This is a genomic window from Mesorhizobium sp. RCC_202 (assembly GCF_041355295.1).
Classification (GTDB): domain Bacteria; phylum Pseudomonadota; class Alphaproteobacteria; order Rhizobiales; family Rhizobiaceae; genus Mesorhizobium.
Window position 1 is genome coordinate 17,055 of record NZ_JBFUPO010000018.1, and the last position, 16,757, is coordinate 33,811.

General features: G+C 65.6%; 16 protein-coding genes. 2 read left to right on the top strand and 14 right to left on the bottom strand.

Annotated features, from left to right (window positions below):
- Positions 1-7: 7 nt before the first annotated feature.
- From AB6802_RS28465 to AB6802_RS28505, 9 genes are read right to left on the bottom strand one after another with little or no spacing between them, the layout of a single operon-like run.
- Positions 8-1,030 (bottom strand): ROK family protein, encoded by a 1,023-nt coding sequence (locus AB6802_RS28465; protein ID WP_371013537.1) that lies wholly within the window; start codon positions 1,028-1,030, stop codon positions 8-10.
- Positions 1,030-1,752, bottom strand: a complete 723-nt coding sequence (locus AB6802_RS28470) for a ribulose-phosphate 3-epimerase (RefSeq protein WP_371013538.1) — start codon at positions 1,750-1,752, stop codon at positions 1,030-1,032. Before AB6802_RS28470 ends, AB6802_RS28465 begins: the two co-directional genes overlap by 1 nt.
- Positions 1,749-2,567: an alpha/beta fold hydrolase gene (locus AB6802_RS28475; RefSeq protein WP_371013539.1), complete on the bottom strand. Its 819-nt coding sequence runs from the start codon at positions 2,565-2,567 to the stop codon at positions 1,749-1,751. The genes AB6802_RS28470 and AB6802_RS28475 overlap by 4 nt, the downstream gene beginning before the upstream one ends.
- Entirely contained in the window at positions 2,567-3,385 is an 819-nt protein-coding gene (locus AB6802_RS28480; protein ID WP_371013540.1) for a sugar phosphate isomerase/epimerase family protein, read from the bottom strand. Before AB6802_RS28480 ends, AB6802_RS28475 begins: the two co-directional genes overlap by 1 nt.
- A complete protein-coding gene (locus AB6802_RS28485; protein WP_371013541.1) occupies positions 3,385-4,461 on the bottom strand; it encodes a Gfo/Idh/MocA family protein in 1,077 nt (358 codons plus the stop codon). Before AB6802_RS28485 ends, AB6802_RS28480 begins: the two co-directional genes overlap by 1 nt.
- 2 nt (positions 4,462-4,463) lie before the next feature.
- Positions 4,464-5,285, bottom strand: coding sequence for a sugar phosphate isomerase/epimerase family protein (locus tag AB6802_RS28490; RefSeq protein WP_371013542.1), 822 nt, complete (start codon positions 5,283-5,285; stop codon positions 4,464-4,466).
- A 22-nt stretch (positions 5,286-5,307) separates the two neighbouring features.
- On the bottom strand, positions 5,308-6,144 hold the full coding sequence (locus AB6802_RS28495) for a carbohydrate ABC transporter permease (RefSeq protein WP_371013543.1): 837 nt from the start codon (positions 6,142-6,144) through the stop codon (positions 5,308-5,310).
- Positions 6,141-7,073, bottom strand: a complete 933-nt coding sequence (locus tag AB6802_RS28500) for a carbohydrate ABC transporter permease (RefSeq protein WP_371013544.1) — start codon at positions 7,071-7,073, stop codon at positions 6,141-6,143. Before AB6802_RS28500 ends, AB6802_RS28495 begins: the two co-directional genes overlap by 4 nt.
- 2 nt (positions 7,074-7,075) lie before the next feature.
- Complete coding sequence (locus AB6802_RS28505; RefSeq protein ID WP_371013545.1) at positions 7,076-8,437, bottom strand: ABC transporter substrate-binding protein; 1,362 nt, start codon at positions 8,435-8,437, stop codon at positions 7,076-7,078.
- A 173-nt stretch (positions 8,438-8,610) separates the two neighbouring features.
- Between AB6802_RS28505 and AB6802_RS28510 the strand changes: the two genes are divergently transcribed.
- The gene (locus AB6802_RS28510; protein WP_371013546.1) at positions 8,611-9,759 is read left to right on the top strand and encodes a Gfo/Idh/MocA family protein; all 1,149 of its coding nucleotides are present in this window, start codon (positions 8,611-8,613) and stop codon (positions 9,757-9,759) included.
- 10 nt (positions 9,760-9,769) lie between these two features.
- Positions 9,770-10,741: an alpha/beta hydrolase gene (locus AB6802_RS28515; RefSeq protein WP_371013547.1), complete on the top strand. Its 972-nt coding sequence runs from the start codon at positions 9,770-9,772 to the stop codon at positions 10,739-10,741.
- A gap of 61 nt (positions 10,742-10,802) precedes the next feature.
- On the opposite strand, the gene AB6802_RS28520 is transcribed toward AB6802_RS28515, so the two are convergent.
- The 5 genes from AB6802_RS28520 to AB6802_RS28540 all read right to left on the bottom strand — a co-directional run bounded on the left by AB6802_RS28520 (position 10,803) and on the right by AB6802_RS28540 (position 16,752).
- The gene (locus tag AB6802_RS28520; protein ID WP_371013609.1) at positions 10,803-11,825 is read right to left on the bottom strand and encodes a LacI family DNA-binding transcriptional regulator; all 1,023 of its coding nucleotides are present in this window, start codon (positions 11,823-11,825) and stop codon (positions 10,803-10,805) included.
- Between the two features lie 205 nt (positions 11,826-12,030).
- Complete coding sequence (gene hutH, locus AB6802_RS28525; RefSeq protein WP_371013548.1) at positions 12,031-13,527, bottom strand: histidine ammonia-lyase; 1,497 nt, start codon at positions 13,525-13,527, stop codon at positions 12,031-12,033.
- 105 nt (positions 13,528-13,632) lie between these two features.
- Positions 13,633-14,631 (bottom strand): SIS domain-containing protein, encoded by a 999-nt coding sequence (locus AB6802_RS28530; RefSeq protein ID WP_371013549.1) that lies wholly within the window; start codon positions 14,629-14,631, stop codon positions 13,633-13,635.
- A gap of 82 nt (positions 14,632-14,713) precedes the next feature.
- Positions 14,714-15,652, bottom strand: coding sequence for an N-acetylglucosamine kinase (locus tag AB6802_RS28535; protein ID WP_371013550.1), 939 nt, complete (start codon positions 15,650-15,652; stop codon positions 14,714-14,716).
- Between the two features lie 5 nt (positions 15,653-15,657).
- Positions 15,658-16,752 (bottom strand): ABC transporter ATP-binding protein, encoded by a 1,095-nt coding sequence (locus AB6802_RS28540; RefSeq protein ID WP_371013551.1) that lies wholly within the window; start codon positions 16,750-16,752, stop codon positions 15,658-15,660.
- Positions 16,753-16,757: the final 5 nt, after the last annotated feature.

The window sequence follows — 16,757 nt, forward strand, 5'->3', positions numbered from 1 at the left end:
CCCTAAATCATCCGGCTCTAGCACCGGCTGGTCCGCCGGTCTTCGCCTCTTCGTTCTGCACCATCGAAAGCGCCGTGCCCGGCTCGCCCTCCCACAGGATCAGGCTGGCAGCGCCGACGAGGCCGGCGCGGTCGCCAAGCTCGGCCGGCACGATCGGCACGTCGCGATAGGCGTGCATCGCGCGCTGATCGATGGTCGCCCTGATCCCCGCCGCCAAAAGGTCGAACCCGTTGGACAGCCCGCCGCCCATCACGATCAGGTCGGGCGAGTAGAGATGCAGCAGATTGGTGAAGCCGATGCCGAGCCACTTCGCCTCGGCCTCGATCAGTTGCAGGGCGGCCGCATCGCCGGCGCGCGCGGCTTCCACGACATGCCGGGCCGAGACGTCGCTATTCCCGGCAAGACGCCTGAGCAACGAACCGTCCCCGGGCGCTGCGAGCCGCGTCGCCTGCCGTCCGAGCGCAGTGCCTGAAGCAACCGCCTCGAAGCAGCCGACATTGCCGCAGAAGCAGCGATCGCTTTCACTGGTGATCGTCATGTGGCCGATCTCGGCTGCCAGCCCGCGCCGGCCATGATAGATGTGGCCATCGGCGATCACGCCGCCGCCGATGCCGGTCGACACGGTGACGAAGACCAGCGAACTGGTGCCGCGGCCGGCGCCGAAGCGCCATTCGCCGAGTGCGGCCGCATTGGCGTCGTTCTCCAGCCGCACCGGCAGGCCGAACTGGCGGCCGAGGATGTCGATCAGCGGCACATTGTGCCAGCCCGACAGCGTCGGAGGCCCGATGACGATGCCGGCCTTGGGATCGAGCGGGCCGGGCGCGCACGCGCCGATGCCGACGACCTTGGCCTGCGGATGGTCGTCGAGGAGTTTGTTGGCGAGCGCGATGATCCGGCCGATCACCGCTTCCGAGCCGGCGCCGGCCATTGTCGGTTCCGAGACGCGCGCGACAACCTCGCCGCCGCGCTCGACCAGCGCGCCGCGCAGCTCCGTGCCGCCGAGGTCAAAGGCTAGCGCAAGCGTGCTCATCAGGCGGCTGCCTTCAGCCCGCGCAGCCACGCCATGCGCCGAGCGAGGTCGGGATCGCCGAAGGCGAGCGAGCCGAGCACCACCGTGTCCGCGCCGGCGGCCCGCAGCAGCGGCACAGTCTGGTGGCGGATGCCGCCATCGGCGGCAAGCACGATGTCGGCCTCGCGGCCGGCCTGCCGCATCAGCGCGCGCGCTTCGATCAGGCGGGGGCAGGCTTTCTCCGACAGGCTCTGTCCCTTGACGCCGATCGAGGTGCCGAGCAACGTCACGAAAGCGACCTCGGGCAGGAACGGAACGATGGCCGCGACCGGCGTCTCCAGCCGCAGCACCACGCCGGCCTCGGCGCCGAGTTCGCGCGCCAGCCTTGCCGCGCGCAGGCCTGCCTCGCCGTTCTCGGCGTGGATGGTGATCAGGTCGGCGCCGGCTTCGATGAACTGACGCGTCTGCGCCTCGACGATTTCGGCCTCGACCATCAGGTGCACATGGATCGGCCTGGCCGTGAGTTTGGCGATCCGCGCCACCAGGTCAGGGAAGAACAGGAAGCCCGGCGTGAAGCGGGCATCCGCCACGTCGATATGGTGAAGGTCGGCATGCGTTTCGATGCGCTTCAGGTCGCGCTCCATATTGGCGAGATCCGCCGACCACAGCGAGAACTCGCCGAGCAGGCGGTCGCGCGGCAGGGCAGCGATGGCGGCGGGGCCGGAGAGGGGTTTGCTGGTCATGACGCAATGAGGCTCCGGACTTTTGATTGAGGCTGAAGAAAGCTCGCGATCTGCGTATGCAGCTCGCTGAAATGCCTTTGGCTGTCGGCCGCCTTCGGCGTGATCTCGGCGAAAATCGCGTTGGGAATTGCCGCGGCCAACGCATAGCCAGCCGATAGCGGGTGCAGGGCATCGACCGCGTTGCCCAGGATCAGCGTGGGGACTTCAAGCGCGGCCGCGTCGCGTTCGGAAACACCGGGCCCATCGCTGGCGATGTTGGCAAGCACCTGAGCGAATGTCCTGGCATCGGGACGATCGAAATAGCTAAGCAGCGAGGCGAGATTGTCGGGCGCCTCGCGATAGAGCCTTATGGCGGTATCGGACTGTGCAAAAAGCGAGCGTCCCTTATCCGCCGCATGCTCCAGGATGAGTCCGGCGACCTCGGAGATTGGCTGCAAGTTCGGCGGCGCTGGCGAAAACGTCCATGCCGGTCTGACCAGGATGAGGCCCGCAACGCGCCGGGGATGGCGGCAGGCGAGCCGCAGCGCGATCGCCGCGCCCATCGAGACCCCGCCGACAATGAAACGGTCGAGGCCGGCCTGGTCGGCGGCGGCCAGAACATCGTCGGCGAACATCTCAAAGGAAAATGGCCGCCGGTCGCCAAGCCCGGATCCGCCATGGCCGCGGCATTCCAGCGTGATGCGCCGGAAGCCGGCCGGGAAGGTCTGCACGATCTGCGCCTCGCCGCCGCCCAGCCCATGCTGGAAGACGACTGGGAGACCTTTGCCCGTATCGCTGACCAGCAGCGTGGCGCCGTCGCGCAGCAGCGTCGCCATCACACGAACTCCTTGAGGAAACGCGCGACGCCTGGCGCCTCTTGGGCCGAGAGCCCATGCGTGACCAGCGGTCCGTCGAAGCCGCTTGTCTTCAGCCGGGCGATGAAGTCGGCGAAGTCGACCACGCCTTGTCCGGCGGTAGTGAAGCGGCCGTCGGCGAAACGGTCTTTCGCGTGGGCGAGCGAAACATGGCCCGCGGTGCGTTCGACGGCCGCGGCGACGATGGCACGCGCTTCGTCATGATTGGCCTGTTCAAAGAGGTTGGCCGGGTCGAGCACGATGCGCAGCCGCCTCGAGCCCATCTCGCCGATCAGCCGCATCGCGTCGTCGGCACAGGTCACGATGTTGGCCTGTTCCGGCTCGATGCCGAGATCGACGCCATGGCGCTCGGCGAGCAGCAACGCCTTCTCCATCTCGCGCGCCATGTCGGCCCAGGCCGATGGGTCGCCGTTGTCGGGATGGTGCGCCCACTGGTCCTCGGCGTTGCGCGTTCCGGTGCAGAGCGTGACCAGCGGGATCGAAAGCCTGGCCGCGGTCTCGATGATCACCGCAAGCCGCCGCAACCCGTCGTCGCGCACGGCTTGGTCGGGATGCGCCATGTTGTAGGTGCCGGACAGGGCGATGAGGCCGACGCCGGAAGCCTTGCCTGCGGCATCGATGGCGCGGATCGCCTCGTCCGGAACCGCATCCGGCATCGACGGCAAGCCGGCGCAGGCGAGGTTGAACTGGGTGACCGCAAAGCCCGTGTCGCGCACGGCGGCCAAAACGCCGGCCGGCTCGCTGCCCGGAAAGGTCTTGGCGAACACCCCGATCTGCATCAGACCGCTCCGCTCACGCCGGCGAGCTCGACACGCTCGCCGCGTTCGACCGAACGGGCGATCGCCACCATGGCGCGGATCGAGGCAAGTCCATCCTCGACGGTGGCGCCGCGCTGCGGCTTGCCGTCGAGCACGGTGTCGGCGAGGCCTTCCAATTGGCGTCGGAAGAAATGACCATCGGCGCCGAGCGGTTTTCGCGCCGTAGCATCCTTCTCGTGGAAAATGTCGACCTCGCTGGCGCGGAAATACCAGGGGTTGAAGGTCTTGGCGATCACCGAGCCGTTCTCGCCATAGAGCTGGAACCCTTCGTGCCAGTCCATGCGCACGGCGACGGTGAGATCGAGATGGCCGAGCGCGCCATTGGCGAACTCGGTTTCGACAAACCAGCAATAGGCGCCGAATTTTTCATGCAGGCGGGCACGGACGGCGGTGACCTCGCCGCACAGAAAGCGCGCCGTGTCGACCAGATGCGAGCCATGCGCCAGCATGAAATATTGCCGCAAATCCGCTTTTGGATTGCCCGTCGGCTTCCTTGCCAGTTTGCTGGTAACCGGCAATGGCTGCACGGCGTCGGTGTTGGTGTAGCGGTGCGTGGAATCGCAATACCAGGCCTTCAGCGCCAGGATCTCGCCCATCTCGTCGCGGACGAAATCGCGCGCCGCTTCCAGCGCCGGATCGAAGCGCTTCATATGCCCGACCTGCAGCACCTTGCCGGAGCGCTTGACGGCCTCGGCCAGCTTCTCGCCTTCCTCGACCGAGACGCCGATCGGCTTTTCGCACAGCACATGCTTGCCGGCTTCCAGCGCCTTGATCGACATCGGCACGTGGTAGGCATCGGAGGTAGCGACGATCACCGCCTCGAGCGCGGGATCGGCGAGCATCTGGTCATAGTCGCCATATATCTTCTGCGGCTCATAGGTCGCGCCCATGCGCGCCAGCAGATCGGGCGCGGCATCGCAGATCGCGTAGAGGTCGGCATTGGCCGCTTTCGCGCAGGATTCCAGATGCGCGAACTGCGCGATCGGGCCGCAGCCCAGAACACCGACACGCAGGCGACGGTCTTGCTTGCGGATCATCGTCAGGCTCCGTAGCCGCGCATGGTCTGGCGGTTGGTTTTGACCGCGCCGGCGGGATCGGCGGCGGCGGTTTCGGATTCCTCCTCCAGCACCAGCCAGCCGCTGAAGTTGGGCGCGGCGCTTGCGATCTCGATCACCTTGCCCGTGTCGCAGATGCCCTTGCCGAGCATCGTCCAGGTGCCGCTCGCATCGACATCCTTGATATGCACATAGCGGATGCGGTCGCGATAGGTAGTGAGCGTATCGGCCATGTCCTGCTGGCCACGCAAGATATGACCGGTATCCGGCACCCAGCCGACCAGCGAGGCGTCGAGCAGCCCGAAGATGCGGTCATAGTCGGCGCGGTCGAAGAGCAGCGTGTTGTGATGCGAGCTCGGATGCACGGCGACCTGGACGCCGGCCTTGCGGCCAAGTTCCCCCGCTTTGTTGTAGACCTCGGCGGCGACGGCGAACTTGTCGTCGCGCGGTCCGTCGGACACCACGGTCGCCGAGCCCATCGAGACCAGTGCGCCCGGGAAGGCGGCGGCGAACTCGATCCAGCGCCGCGCGGCTTCGAGGTCCTCGCCGATCTTCTCCTTCAAGGTGAAACCGCTCTTCGAGCCGAAGGCGAAAGAAACCAGCGTCAGGCCGGACGACTTCAACGCCACGGCGAACTCGGACGGCCGGTCGGCATAGCGGCCGATCATCGTGTCGGTGATCTCGATACCGGCATAGCCGCCATCGGCGATCGCCTTCAGCAGATCGTCAGGGCCGCCGGTGAAGCGGTCGCCCAGCATTTCCCAGGTGAAGGTCTGGCAGCCGACTTTGAGGTCTTTCACGATCATTCTTTCATGTCCTTGATACGGCTCATTCCTTGACGCCACCTTGGGTCAGGCCTTCGATGATGTGGCGCTGGAAGAACAGCACCAGCACGATCAGCGGCACGGTGACGACGGCCGAGGCCGCGGCGATATCGCCCCAGGGCACGTAATAGAGGTTGGTGAAGTTGGCGATGCCGACGGGGATCGTCTGGCGGTCGATGTTGGAGGTGAAGGCGAGCGCGAACAGGAATTCGTTCCAGGCGCTGATGAAGGCAAGCAGGCCGGTGGTCACCAGGCTGGGCAGCGACATCGGCAGGATGATGTGCCAGAGCAAGCCCGGGATCGAAACCCCGTCCATGCGCGCGGCCTCGTCGATCTCGCGTGGCAGCGTCTCGAAATAGCCGAACAGCACCCAGGTCACCAAAGGCAGGCCGAGCGCCAGATAGGTGATGATCAGCGCCGTATAGGTGTCGAGCAGGCCGAGATTGGTCGCCAGCAGATAGAGCGGCCCGACCAGCGCGATCTGCGGGAACATCGATACCGACAGGATGACCACCAAGATGCCGAAGCGTCCTTTGACGTTGAGCCTCGACAGCGCGAAGGCGGCGAGCGAGCCGACGATCAAGCAGAGCAAGGTCGTCGCCAGCGCGACCACCAGCGAGTTCCAGACATAACGGTGCAGCTCTTTCTCGACGAAGGCGTTGTAGTAGTGCTCGAGCGTGAAGGGATGCGGGATCAGCGACGGCGCGCCCGAGGTCAGCGCCTTGTCGAGCTGGAAGGAGGTCGAGAACTGCCAGATGAACGGGCCGCCCGACCAGACCAGGATCAGGAAGGCGCCGAGATAGATCAAGAAACTCTGCAGCGGCGAGCGCGTGTCGTTCATTGCGCCCTCCTGATCTGCCGGATGAGCAAGGCGACGAAGACCAGCGCGATGAGGCCTTCGGTGATGAACATCGCGGTGGAGACGGCGGAGCCGTAGCCGAACTGCAAGGTCGAAAACAGCACCTTGTAGGACAGCGTCGACAGTGTCTCGGTGGAATCGGCCGGGCCGCCGCCGGTCAGCACATAGACCAGGTCGAAGACGCGGAAGGCGTCGAGCGCGCGAAACAGGCCAGCGATCAAAAGCGTCGGCATCAGAAGCGGCAGGCGGATGTACCAGAAGGTGATCCAGCCCTTGGCGCCGTCCATGCGCGCTGCCTCGATCAGCGAGTTCGGGATGGTCTGCAGTCCGGTGAGCAGCAACAGTGCCATGAACGGCGTCGTCTTCCAGACATCGGCGATGATGATGGTGGTCATCGCCGTGCTGGTCGAACCGTACCAGTTGATGTTCTGGTCGATCAGGCCGAGATGCAGAAGCATGTAGTTGATGATGCCGTTCTGGCCGTCGAACAGCCAGCCGAACATTTTCGAGGTGACGACGGTGGGCATCGCCCATGGCACCAGCATCGCCGCGCGGACCAGGCCGCGGCCCTTGAACGCCTCGAACAGGATCAGTGCCATGCCAAGCCCGATCACCGTCTCCAATGTGGTGGAGGCGAAGGTGAACCACATCGTGTGCCACCAGGCATTCCAGAACTGCGCGTCGCCCCAAAGCTGCGTGTAATTGGCGAAGCCGGTGAAGTCCTGGTCCTGCGTGATCAGCGAGGTGTTGGTTAAAGAGAGATAGAGACCGTTGAGGATCGGGTAGAAGGAGACCGACGCCAGCGAAACGAAGGCTGGCGCCAGAAGCAGCAAGGCCCAGAGCCCGCTGGGCAAGGTCTTGCCGAACCGCTGCGGCCGGCCAGCGCCTGGAACGGTGGCGGCCGCGGTCATGGTCAGGCGACGACCTTGGTGATCTGGTCGGCGAGCGCGTCCATCTCGGCCTGGACATTGCCGGAAACCAGCGCCTTCGAGATGCCGGACTGCAGCGCCAGCGTCACCTTGGCGTATTGCGGCGTCTTCGGCCGCGCGGTGGCGCCGGTGAACACTTTTTCCAGGCTCGCCATGAACGGCTGTTCCTTCTTGATCTGCGCGTCCTGGAACAAGGCCGGCCGGGTCGGCGCCAGGCCGAAGTTCAGCGCAATGCGATGCTGGGTCTCGGTCGACGACAGCCAGGTGAGCAGTTCGATCGCCGCCTCGCGCTGCTTCGAATTGGCGTTGACGCCGAGCTGGTAACCACCGAGGCAGGCCGAGCTCTTTCCGCCGGAGAAAGCCGGCAGCGGCGCTACGCCGACCTTGTCCACCACTTGCGAAGCCTTGGCGTCCTGCGCGATCGGATAGACATAGGACCAGTTGCGCATGAACATCGCCTTGCCCGAGGTGAAGGGCTGGCGCGACGGCTCCTCGTCCCAGGACAGCACATCCTGCGGGCTGATCTTGGTGGTGGCGATGGTGTCGTGCAGGAACTGGATGGCTTCCACCGCGCCCTTCTGGTTGATCACCGAGGACTTGCCGTCGGGCGCCAGGATCGCGCCATTGTTGGAGGTGATGATCTCGACGGCGTCGCAGACCAGCACTTCGGCCTGCTTGCCTTGCCAAAGATAGCCGAAATCGACGTCGCCGGCCTTCTGTCCCGCGGCGGCCAGGGTCGCCATGTCGGCCCAGGTTTCAGGCACCTTGCCGCCATGCTTCTCCAGCACGTCCTTGCGGTAATAGAACATGCCCGAATCCATGAACCAGGGCAGGGCGGTTAGCTTGCCGTCATAGGTACAGGCATCGAGCGTGCCGGTGAAGTAGGCGCTGCGTTTGTCGGCGGGGAAATATTCGTCCAGCGCCAGCGCCCAGCCGGCGGCAGCGAAGCCGGCTATCCAGATGACGTCCTGGCTGAACACGTCGGGCGTGCCGCTGCGGCGGGCAAGCTGCTGCACCAGACCCTGATAGACCTCCGTCGAGGAGCTCGGCGGGGGCAGTTCGATGTTCTTGACCAGGATGCGGTCCTGCGATTCGTTGAAAACCCTGATCAGGTCGCCGAAGGTCTCCTTGCCGAAGAAGGCGGCGCTGGCGAAGCTGATTTCGGCGCGCGATGCCGCACGCGCCTTGCGGATGCCGAGACCGGAACCGAGCGCCGCGGCGCCCAACATGCCGGCGCCGATGAGAAACTGCCGGCGGTCGGCGGTCGTGACGTGCCCAACGGGCATCGTCGTGACGTGGCCGATAGGCTTCTGTTCGGCGATCGGCCGTTTTTTCATGTCAGTCATTTTTTCTCCTCCAAACGCTGGCAAGCCTCCCGATGCGCCAGCTTGTTCGTATGCTCTAGAAAAATTTTACGCGCGTCAAGAATTAAAATGCTGTATAGCGAATCTCGAAAAATCGCTCGCCGCTTCTGGAGGAAGCCGGGCGCACATATTGCCGCTTTGGGAGGTCAGTAAAAATGCAGGTAAAATCAGGGGCGAAGCTCGGCATCGGTGTCGTCGGCTGCGGCAATATTTCGATGACCTACCTTCGTAACGCAGCGCTTTTCAGCGGCGTCGAACTGCGCGCCTGCGCCGACATTTCCGCCGACATGGCAGCCTTGCGCGCCAAGGAATATGGCATCCGGCCGCTGTCGGTCGATGCGCTGTTGGCCGATCCGGAAATCGATCTCGTCCTTAACCTCACCATCCCGGCGGCGCATTTCGATGTTTCGTTTTCGGCGCTCTCGGCGGGAAAGCATGTCTTCACCGAAAAGCCGCTCGCGACCTCGGCCGGCGACGGCCGCCGCCTGGTTACCGAGGCCGCCAGGCGCGGGCTTGCGCTCGGCTCGGCGCCGGACACCTTCCTCGGCGCCGCCGGACGTCGCGCCCGCCGTCTTATGAATGAAGGCGCCATCGGCCGCGCGGTCACCGGCACCGCTTTCATGATGGGGCGCGGCATGGAGCACTGGCATCCGAACCCGCAATTCTACTATCAGCCGGGCGGCGGCCCGGTCTTCGACATGGGGCCTTATTATCTGACCATGCTGGTCAACCTGCTCGGCCCGGTCGCCCGCGTCATGGCGATGGCGACGCGCGGCCAGGAAGAACGGCTGATCACCGCCGAAGGCCTTTACAAGAACACCAGCTTCAAAGTCGGCACGCCGACCAACATCCTGTCGCTGCTCGAATTCCGTTCCGGCGCTACCGTCACGTTCGGCGCGTCCTGGGATGTCTTCAGGCATTCCAACCACCCGATCGAATTGCACGGCACCGAAGGCTCGCTCAGGCTGCCCGATCCCGACACGTTCGGCGGTACGGTCTCGCTCTCCGAGCGTGGCGCCGACTGGAAGTATTTCCTGAGCGAAAGCGAGCTCTACGGCGCGCGCAACTGGCCCTATGCGGCGCCTGACCGCGCCAACTACCGCATGCTCGGTGTCGCCGACCTGGCGCGATCGCTTGTCGAGGGCCGGAAGCCGCGTGCGTCCGGGGAACTGGCGCTGCATGTGCTGGAGATCATGGAGGCGATCCTGGCTTCCGGCGAAAGCCGCAATTCGGTCGCGGTCGTCGGCACCGTCGACCAGCCGCCGCTTCTCGGCGAGGACGAGGCGGCGAGCCTGCTTGCCTGAGCGCGCCCCAATGTCGTCCCCGCTCGATCCGCAGGCGCAACATGTGCTCGAACTCGGCCGGCAGGCGCATCAGTCGCCCTTCGAGGCCGGCACACCGGAGGAGGCGCGGCGCGCCTATGAGCGCGGCTTGCCCGATTTGCAGGGCGAGCGTGAGCCTGTCGGTTCCGTCAGCGAATGCACCATCGCCGGCCCGGGCGGACCGCTGCGGCTTCGTCTCTATCGCGGCCAGGATGCGTCCGCGACCAATGCGCCGGCGCTGCTCTATCTGCATGGTGGCGGCTGGGTGATCGGCAATCTGGACTCGCATGACGAGATCTGCCGCTGGTTCGCCAACAGCGCGCCCTGCGTCGTCGCCGCGCCCGACTACCGGCTGGCGCCCGAGCATAAATTTCCTGCGGCGGTCGAGGATTGCCAGGCTGCGCTCGCCTTCCTGCGCGATACAGGCGGCGTGCTCGGCATCGATGCCGGCCGCATCGCCGTCGCCGGCGACAGCGCCGGCGGCAACCTTGCCGCCGTGCTGGCGCTGCTTGCGCGCAGTGACAAGAACTCGCTGACCGCGCAGCTATTGTTTTATCCGAACACCGATGCTGCCCAGACTGCCGACAGCTATCGCCACTTCGGCGAAGGCTTCGGCCTGACCGCCTCGACCATGGCCTGGTTTCGCGATCACTATGTGCGCGATGCGGCTGATATCGAGGACTGGCGTGTCTCGCCGCTCAGGGCCGAGAGCCTTGCCGGGGCCGCACCAGCCTTCATCGCCATCGCCGGCCACGACATCCTCGCGGACGAGGGCGAGGCCTATGCGCGGCGGCTGAGAGCGGACGGTGTGCCGGTGGTACTCCGGCACTGGCCAGGGCAGATCCACGGCTTCGTCTCGATGGGACGCCACGGCCCGGCATCGCGGCTAGCGGTCGAGGCAGCGGTTGCGGCCTGGCGCGGCTTCGATCCGAAGTTCGCCAGAGCAATTTCAGGAAAAGCGTGAAGCGGTTAGGCTCGGCGTATTCGCCGTAGCCTTCCGCCCGAAATTGCGTCAAAACAAACGCTCAGGCCGACTGGCGCATCATCAACGTGGCGTCGAGGCTGACCTTCGGCGTCACCGCGGCGGCGTCCTCGTCGAGCAGCGCCAGCAGCGTCTCGACGCTGCGGCCGGCCATGGCGGTAAAATCCTGCGCCATGGTGGTGAGCGCCGGGCAGGTGTAGCGGCTGAGCGGATGGTCGTCATGCGCCGCGACGCGCAGGTCGCAATCCGCCTTGCGGCCGACGCGCAGGCCCTTGGAGAAGGCTGCCGCCATCACGCCGAAGGCGAGACGATCGTTGGCGCACAAAATGGTCTTGCCCGGCAGGCCGCCATTGGCCAGCATCTTCTCGGTCTGCTCGTAGCCGATGCGCTCGAAATCCCAGGTGTAGTCGTCGATGTTGCCAAACACGACCGGCTCAAGCCCGAGCCGCTGCATCAATGTCAGGTAGCTGTCCAATCGCTCAGGCGAATTGTGGTTGACATGCGGGATGTCGAAGTAGACCGGCGCGTCGCCCGAGCGGCAGAGATACTCGACGATGGTCGCCACGCTCTTGGCGTTGTTGTTGCCGACGAAGGGCGTGTCGCCTTCGAGGAAGGTGTCGAAATAGACGATCGGTATCGCCTGCGTCAGCTTCTCCAGCGTGCGCTGGTCGGATCGACGCCCAAGGGGCGCGACCAACGCGCCGGAGACTTTCAGCGACAGGATGGTTCGCGTCGCTTCGATCTCGAGCTCGGTCGAGCCATGCGAGGAGATGACGATCGGCCAATAGCCTTCGTCGCGCAGCCTGAGCTCGATGCGGCTGACCATCTCCGAGTAGAACGGATCGGTCACCGTCGGCACGACGATGCCGATCGAGCGCGTGCGCTTGCGGTTGAGGTTGCGCGCAAAGAGGTTCGGCTGGTAATCCGACAAGCGCAACGCCTCTTCGATGCGCTTTCTGGTTGCCGGCTTGACGCTGGTCGGATCGTCGAAATACTTCGAAAGGGTCGGCCTGGAGACGCCGCAGGAACGGGCGAAATCCTCCATCGTCTTGTGCGTCATCGCCATTAAAACCCTCGCGGCATGGATTTTGGTCCGTTCCATGCGCTGCCCCGGCATCTTCCTTACGGCGCACCGGCGCGCGACTGCAAGTTGAAACTTTACAGGAAGCCCCGCAAGTTTCAACGCGTCGAGAGAATTTATTGCATGCGTAAAGTTTTGCCGCAAAACTGTAGACCCGAACGCGAGCTCGGGCGCGAGCCGCCGAACGGGATCAGCCGCGCGGCCCCGCCACCAGCCGCGCCACCCGCGCCATGTCGCCGCTCATTTCGCGGTCGTCGTCGAGCGGCGCGACCAGCGCGCGCACTGCGGCGTAAGAGCGTCGCGGCCCTTCGCCCATGCTGTCCAGCACGCCACGCAGCTCGACGCCTGTGGCCGCGAAGATCAGTTCCATCGCAACTATGTAGCGCAGGCGTTCGATGATGCCGGCGGTCTTGGCCACCACGCGCGGCGCCATCGACGACTGGTCCTCGACGCCGTCCGAGATCGCGAGCGGGCTGAGCGACATCGGATTGGCGAGATGCCGGATCTCCGCTTCGAGCGCGGCGACCGGTTTTTGCAACTCCGCATAGCCCTGGCGGCTGCCGCCCCGGGCCGACAGGAAGCGCGGCAGTTCCGCCACCGTCGGCGACATCAATTTCATCGAACGGTTGGCGGTGCCGACGGCGCAGTGCGCCAGCGCCTGTCCAAGCTGTTCCCAGGTCAAGGTGAAGGCCGTCAGGTCGAAATTGCCGTTGGAGACGACCCGTTCGGCCTCGGCCAGGATGACCGGGTTGTCGCCGGAATGGCCAAGCTCGATCTCGGTTGCCAGCTTCGCCTGCTCATAGGCATGGAGCAGCCCGCCCCAGACTTGCGGCACGCAACGGAAACTCAATGGATCCTGCAGGCGTCGGGCGGCATTCTCCCGCCAGAGCCCGCTGCCCGCAAGCTCCGCCCGCAACCGTGCGCCGATCTCTTGCTGGCCGAACGCCGGCCGCGCCGCCAGCGCATCCTCGTCGATCGCCTTGAGCGAGGCGCGGAATGCTTCGTAATTGAGCGCGACCGCCGCCAGCGACCAGTCGATCAGGCACGCGACCTCTTCGAGCGCCAGGCATGCGGTGCCGGTCGAAAGGCTGTTGGCGACGATGATGGCGTGACCGTCCTTTTCGCGCAGATCGAGCGATTCCAACCCGGCGAGCTTGAGCGCCTCGGCCGAGGGCATGATCCTGCCCTGATATTCGCTCTCTCCATCGCCGCCCAGGGCTCTCGCCAGATGGCCGAGCGGCGCGAGGTCCGCAGCCCCCACCGACCCCCAGGAGGGGATCACCGGATGGACGCCGGCGTTGAGCGCAGCGATCAGGCCCATGACCACGCCTTCCGACGTGCCGGTGCCGCCCGCTGCCATGCCGCAGATGCGCGCCACCAGCAGCGCCCGCACCGCCTCGGTCGGCAGCGCTGGGCCGGCGCCCATCGAATGGCTGAGCGGCACGCTGTGCTGGAAAGCGATCAGGTCGGCTCGCGCCAGCGGCGTGTCGACACAAGCGCCGAGCCCGGTGGTGACGCCATAGAGCGGCTTGCCGAGCTGGGTCAGGTGCTCGATGAGAGCGCGGCTGGCGCGAATGCGGCGCAACGCCTCTTCGCCGAGCACCAGCCGCGCATTGCGCCGCGCGATCTCGGCGACATCGCCCGCGCTGAGCGGCTTGGCATCGAGGACGATCACTCTGGCGGTCATCTATCGGCTATCCTGTAAGCATCCCGGCTGATCGCACGGCGGCTACAGGATAGCCGTCATCGGCCACGGCCATTGTCAAAATTTCGCCCTCGCGGTGGGCGTTGACTACGCATCCTCAGTGATCTTCGTATCCGACTGCTTGTAGCGGAATTTCACATCCGTCAGTCCGGCCGCGTCCGAGAGTTCGGCCGCCAGCAGCTGGGGCACGAAGATATCGATGATGCCACGCATTATCAGGTCATCGCTTCCTGGCACGGTCACGACCGTCAGCTTGCCCGTGTCACGGATACCGCTGTCGCTGGTGACCAGCAGCGACGGGCAGCCGATCGCGTCGAGGTTTTCCGCCAGCGTCAGTTCGCGCGCGTCGCCGAAAAGCACAACGCCGGTGGTGGCGTCCATCGATTCCATCGGGCCATGCAGATAATGGCGGGTCTCATAGCCGGAGGCCGGCAGGCGGGCAGCTTCGCGCAACAGGAGCGAGGCGCCATCGGCGGTCCCGATCGCGGCGCCGGCGCCGACGCAGTCGATCGCGCGGCGGTCGCGGAACAGTTCGGCCAGGCGCGGCATCTTTTCGGTGGCGCGGCGCTGAACATCCCTCGTCAGCGGTGCAATGGCGTCCCAGTCGGCGCTGCTTTCGCCGGTGATGGCGTCGACCGCCAGCCCGGCCGCCAGCAAGGTCGCCGTGTAGCCTGTGCTCGACGGTGTCGCATCAGCGCCGTTGTCGAGCCGGATATGCGCGGTCGCGGCCTTGGCGAGCGGGCTGTCGGGATTGTTGGTGATGGCCAGGCTCCTGGCCTTCGGCAACTTGCGCAGAGCCTCGACCGTCTCCACGCTGCGGCCACGATGCGAAAGCGCGATCACCGTGTCGGCGATGTCGTGGCCTGCCATCATCTCGCCGGAGCGCACGGCAAAGGCACGCTTGCCGCGACGCACAAGCTCGGCCGCCACGACGACCGCGGCGGCATAGCTCGCGCCGATACCGGTGACGGCGATGACGCCCGATGCCAACGGTTTGAGGTCCATGCCCATCAGTTCGGCGCGCGCGGCTTTCAACGTGTCGGCCAGTGATTGCGGTTGCCGCGCGACCGTCGAACGATAGCTCATTTCTCTTACCTTTCTGGATTGATCTCTTGTTGCAGCATGATCTTTGTCCGAATACCGGTACCCCCTTTTCGGGATCATGCTTTCAGGATTGGCGGACGTGCTCGGCGGCCAGCCGGTCGGCAAGCACGATCGCGCCTTCGACCGGTGGGCCTTCGTGCAGGTGCAGGGTCATCTCCGGCCCCCAGATATCGAGGACACCTGAGCGGAAGGCGTTCCAGAGCCTCGGCTGCGAAGCGATCACGCTTCCGCCGGCCACGACTGCTGTCGCCTTGGAGCCACGCAGCTTGAGCCGCCCGGTCAACTCCGCCAGCGCCAGGCCGTTCTCCCGGATGACGCCGTCGGCCAGGGCGGAGCCTTCGTCAGCCGCCTCGAAGATCAGGCTGGCGTGGCTGCCCACTTCCTTGGCGCCGCCGAGGCTGCCGAGGCGGCTGCCGATGCGGGCGGCCGAAGGAATGTCGAGCGCCTTAAACAGGCGTCGTACCAGCGGCTCGTCTTCCGACTGCCCGCGGTCGAGATGGAGCGCCACCGCGCGGGCGGCGTCGCGGATCAGGCTCGCGGCGCTGCCTTCATCGCCGATGATCCAGCCCCAGCCGCCGGCAACCAGCATCTCGCCTTCCGCTGTCCGGCAGACGGCGATCGAGCCGGTGCCGGCGACGACGCCGATCTGTCGTTCGAGGCCGAAGGCGGCCGGCATCAGCTCGGCGTCGTTGACGACGCGGACCGGCAGCGGCGTCGCCTGGTTGAAGGCGTGCTCGAAGGCGTCGCATTCGCCTTTGTCGTCGCAGCCATGCGCGCCGATGCCGATCGCCGCCAGCGGCGCGCCTTCAGCAAAGCCCATGGCGATCGCGATCAAGGCATTGGCGTCGCGTTCCCAGTGCCGGTGCCGCCATTCGCTGGTCGGCAGCACGAGATCGCGCTCGCCGAGGCGGTTGCGCAGGCGCAGATGCGTCTTGGTGCCGCCGATGTCGATGCCGATGATGTCTACTTCAGGGGCCAGCGGCGCCACGTGGGGAATGCTCATGGCTGTCAGGATCCGTTTCCCCGTAGGCGACGACCGTCAGGGTCGAACAGGCGAATGCCGGAGGGATCCAGCGCCATGTTGCCGCTTTCCTTGCCGCCATAGCGGGTTTTGTCGCTGCGGATGGTGACCGGGCTGCCGGCCGGCAGTTTGCCATGGACATAGGTGACGTCGCCCAGTTCCTCGGCAAAGCTCACCGCCAGCGGAATCTCGTCCGCCGCGCCGGCGCCGAGACTGACATGCTCCGGACGGATGCCGATGGCGACTTGCTTGATGGACCTGTCGAAGCCGCTGAAGGGCAGGCGCAGGCTGCGGTCGCTGCCGGCAATCTTATCCAGCACCACATGATCGGGCGTCGCTTCCGCCACGCTTGCCTCCAGAAAATTCATTTTCGGCGAGCCGATGAAGCCGCCGACGAAGCGGTTGTCGGGGTCGTCATAGAGGTCGAGCGGCCGGCCATATTGCTGGACCACCCCGGCGTTCATCACCACGATGCGGTCGGCCAGCGTCATCGCCTCTACCTGATCGTGGGTCACGAAGATCATCGTCGTGCCGAGGCGCCGGTGCAGCTCGATCAGCTCGGCGCGCATCTGGACGCGCAGCTCGGCGTCGAGATTGGAGAGCGGCTCGTCGAACAGAAAAACCTTCGGGTTGCGCACGATGGCGCGGCCGATGGCGACGCGCTGCTTCTGGCCGCCGGACAATTGGCCCGGCCTGCGCTCGAGCAGTTTCTCGAGCCTCAGCGTCGCCGCCGCCTGCTCGACCTTGTCGCGGATCGCTGCCTTGGTCTCGCCCGCCATCTTGAGACCGAAGCCCATATTCTCGGCGACGGTCATATGCGGATAAAGCGCGTAGGACTGGAACACCATCGCCGTTCCGCGCCTGGCCGGATCGACGCCGTTGACGCGCTTGCCGTCGATGAGGATATCGCCGGAGGTCTCAGCCTCGAGCCCGGTGATCATCCGAAGCAGCGTGGATTTCCCACACCCCGATGGTCCGACAAAGACGACGAATTCGCCGGAATTGATCTTGAGATTGATGTCCTTCAGCACTTCGACCGAACCGAAGGACTTGGACACGGATTTGATTTCGAGATCGGCCATTCTTG

Excerpts from the sequence above, each read along its gene's own strand:
- AB6802_RS28505 (WP_371013545.1), bottom strand. The coding sequence starts at position 8,437 with ATGACTGACATGAAAAAACGGCCGATCGCCGAACAGAAGCCTATCGGC.
- AB6802_RS28520 (WP_371013609.1), bottom strand. The coding sequence starts at position 11,825 with ATGGCGATGACGCACAAGACGATGGAGGATTTCGCCCGTTCCTGCGGC.
- AB6802_RS28535 (WP_371013550.1), bottom strand. The coding sequence starts at position 15,652 with ATGAGCATTCCCCACGTGGCGCCGCTGGCCCCTGAAGTAGACATCATC.
- AB6802_RS28480 (WP_371013540.1), bottom strand. The coding sequence starts at position 3,385 with ATGCAGATCGGGGTGTTCGCCAAGACCTTTCCGGGCAGCGAGCCGGCC.
- AB6802_RS28515 (WP_371013547.1), top strand. The coding sequence starts at position 9,770 with ATGTCGTCCCCGCTCGATCCGCAGGCGCAACATGTGCTCGAACTCGGC.
- hutH (WP_371013548.1), bottom strand. The coding sequence starts at position 13,527 with ATGACCGCCAGAGTGATCGTCCTCGATGCCAAGCCGCTCAGCGCGGGC.
- AB6802_RS28495 (WP_371013543.1), bottom strand. The coding sequence starts at position 6,144 with ATGAACGACACGCGCTCGCCGCTGCAGAGTTTCTTGATCTATCTCGGC.
- AB6802_RS28500 (WP_371013544.1), bottom strand. The coding sequence starts at position 7,073 with ATGACCGCGGCCGCCACCGTTCCAGGCGCTGGCCGGCCGCAGCGGTTC.
- AB6802_RS28490 (WP_371013542.1), bottom strand. The coding sequence starts at position 5,285 with ATGATCGTGAAAGACCTCAAAGTCGGCTGCCAGACCTTCACCTGGGAA.
- AB6802_RS28475 (WP_371013539.1), bottom strand. The coding sequence starts at position 2,567 with ATGGCGACGCTGCTGCGCGACGGCGCCACGCTGCTGGTCAGCGATACG.
- AB6802_RS28540 (WP_371013551.1), bottom strand. The coding sequence starts at position 16,752 with ATGGCCGATCTCGAAATCAAATCCGTGTCCAAGTCCTTCGGTTCGGTC.
- AB6802_RS28485 (WP_371013541.1), bottom strand. The coding sequence starts at position 4,461 with ATGATCCGCAAGCAAGACCGTCGCCTGCGTGTCGGTGTTCTGGGCTGC.
- AB6802_RS28510 (WP_371013546.1), top strand. The coding sequence starts at position 8,611 with ATGCAGGTAAAATCAGGGGCGAAGCTCGGCATCGGTGTCGTCGGCTGC.
- AB6802_RS28465 (WP_371013537.1), bottom strand. The coding sequence starts at position 1,030 with ATGAGCACGCTTGCGCTAGCCTTTGACCTCGGCGGCACGGAGCTGCGC.
- AB6802_RS28470 (WP_371013538.1), bottom strand. The coding sequence starts at position 1,752 with ATGACCAGCAAACCCCTCTCCGGCCCCGCCGCCATCGCTGCCCTGCCG.
- AB6802_RS28530 (WP_371013549.1), bottom strand. The coding sequence starts at position 14,631 with ATGAGCTATCGTTCGACGGTCGCGCGGCAACCGCAATCACTGGCCGAC.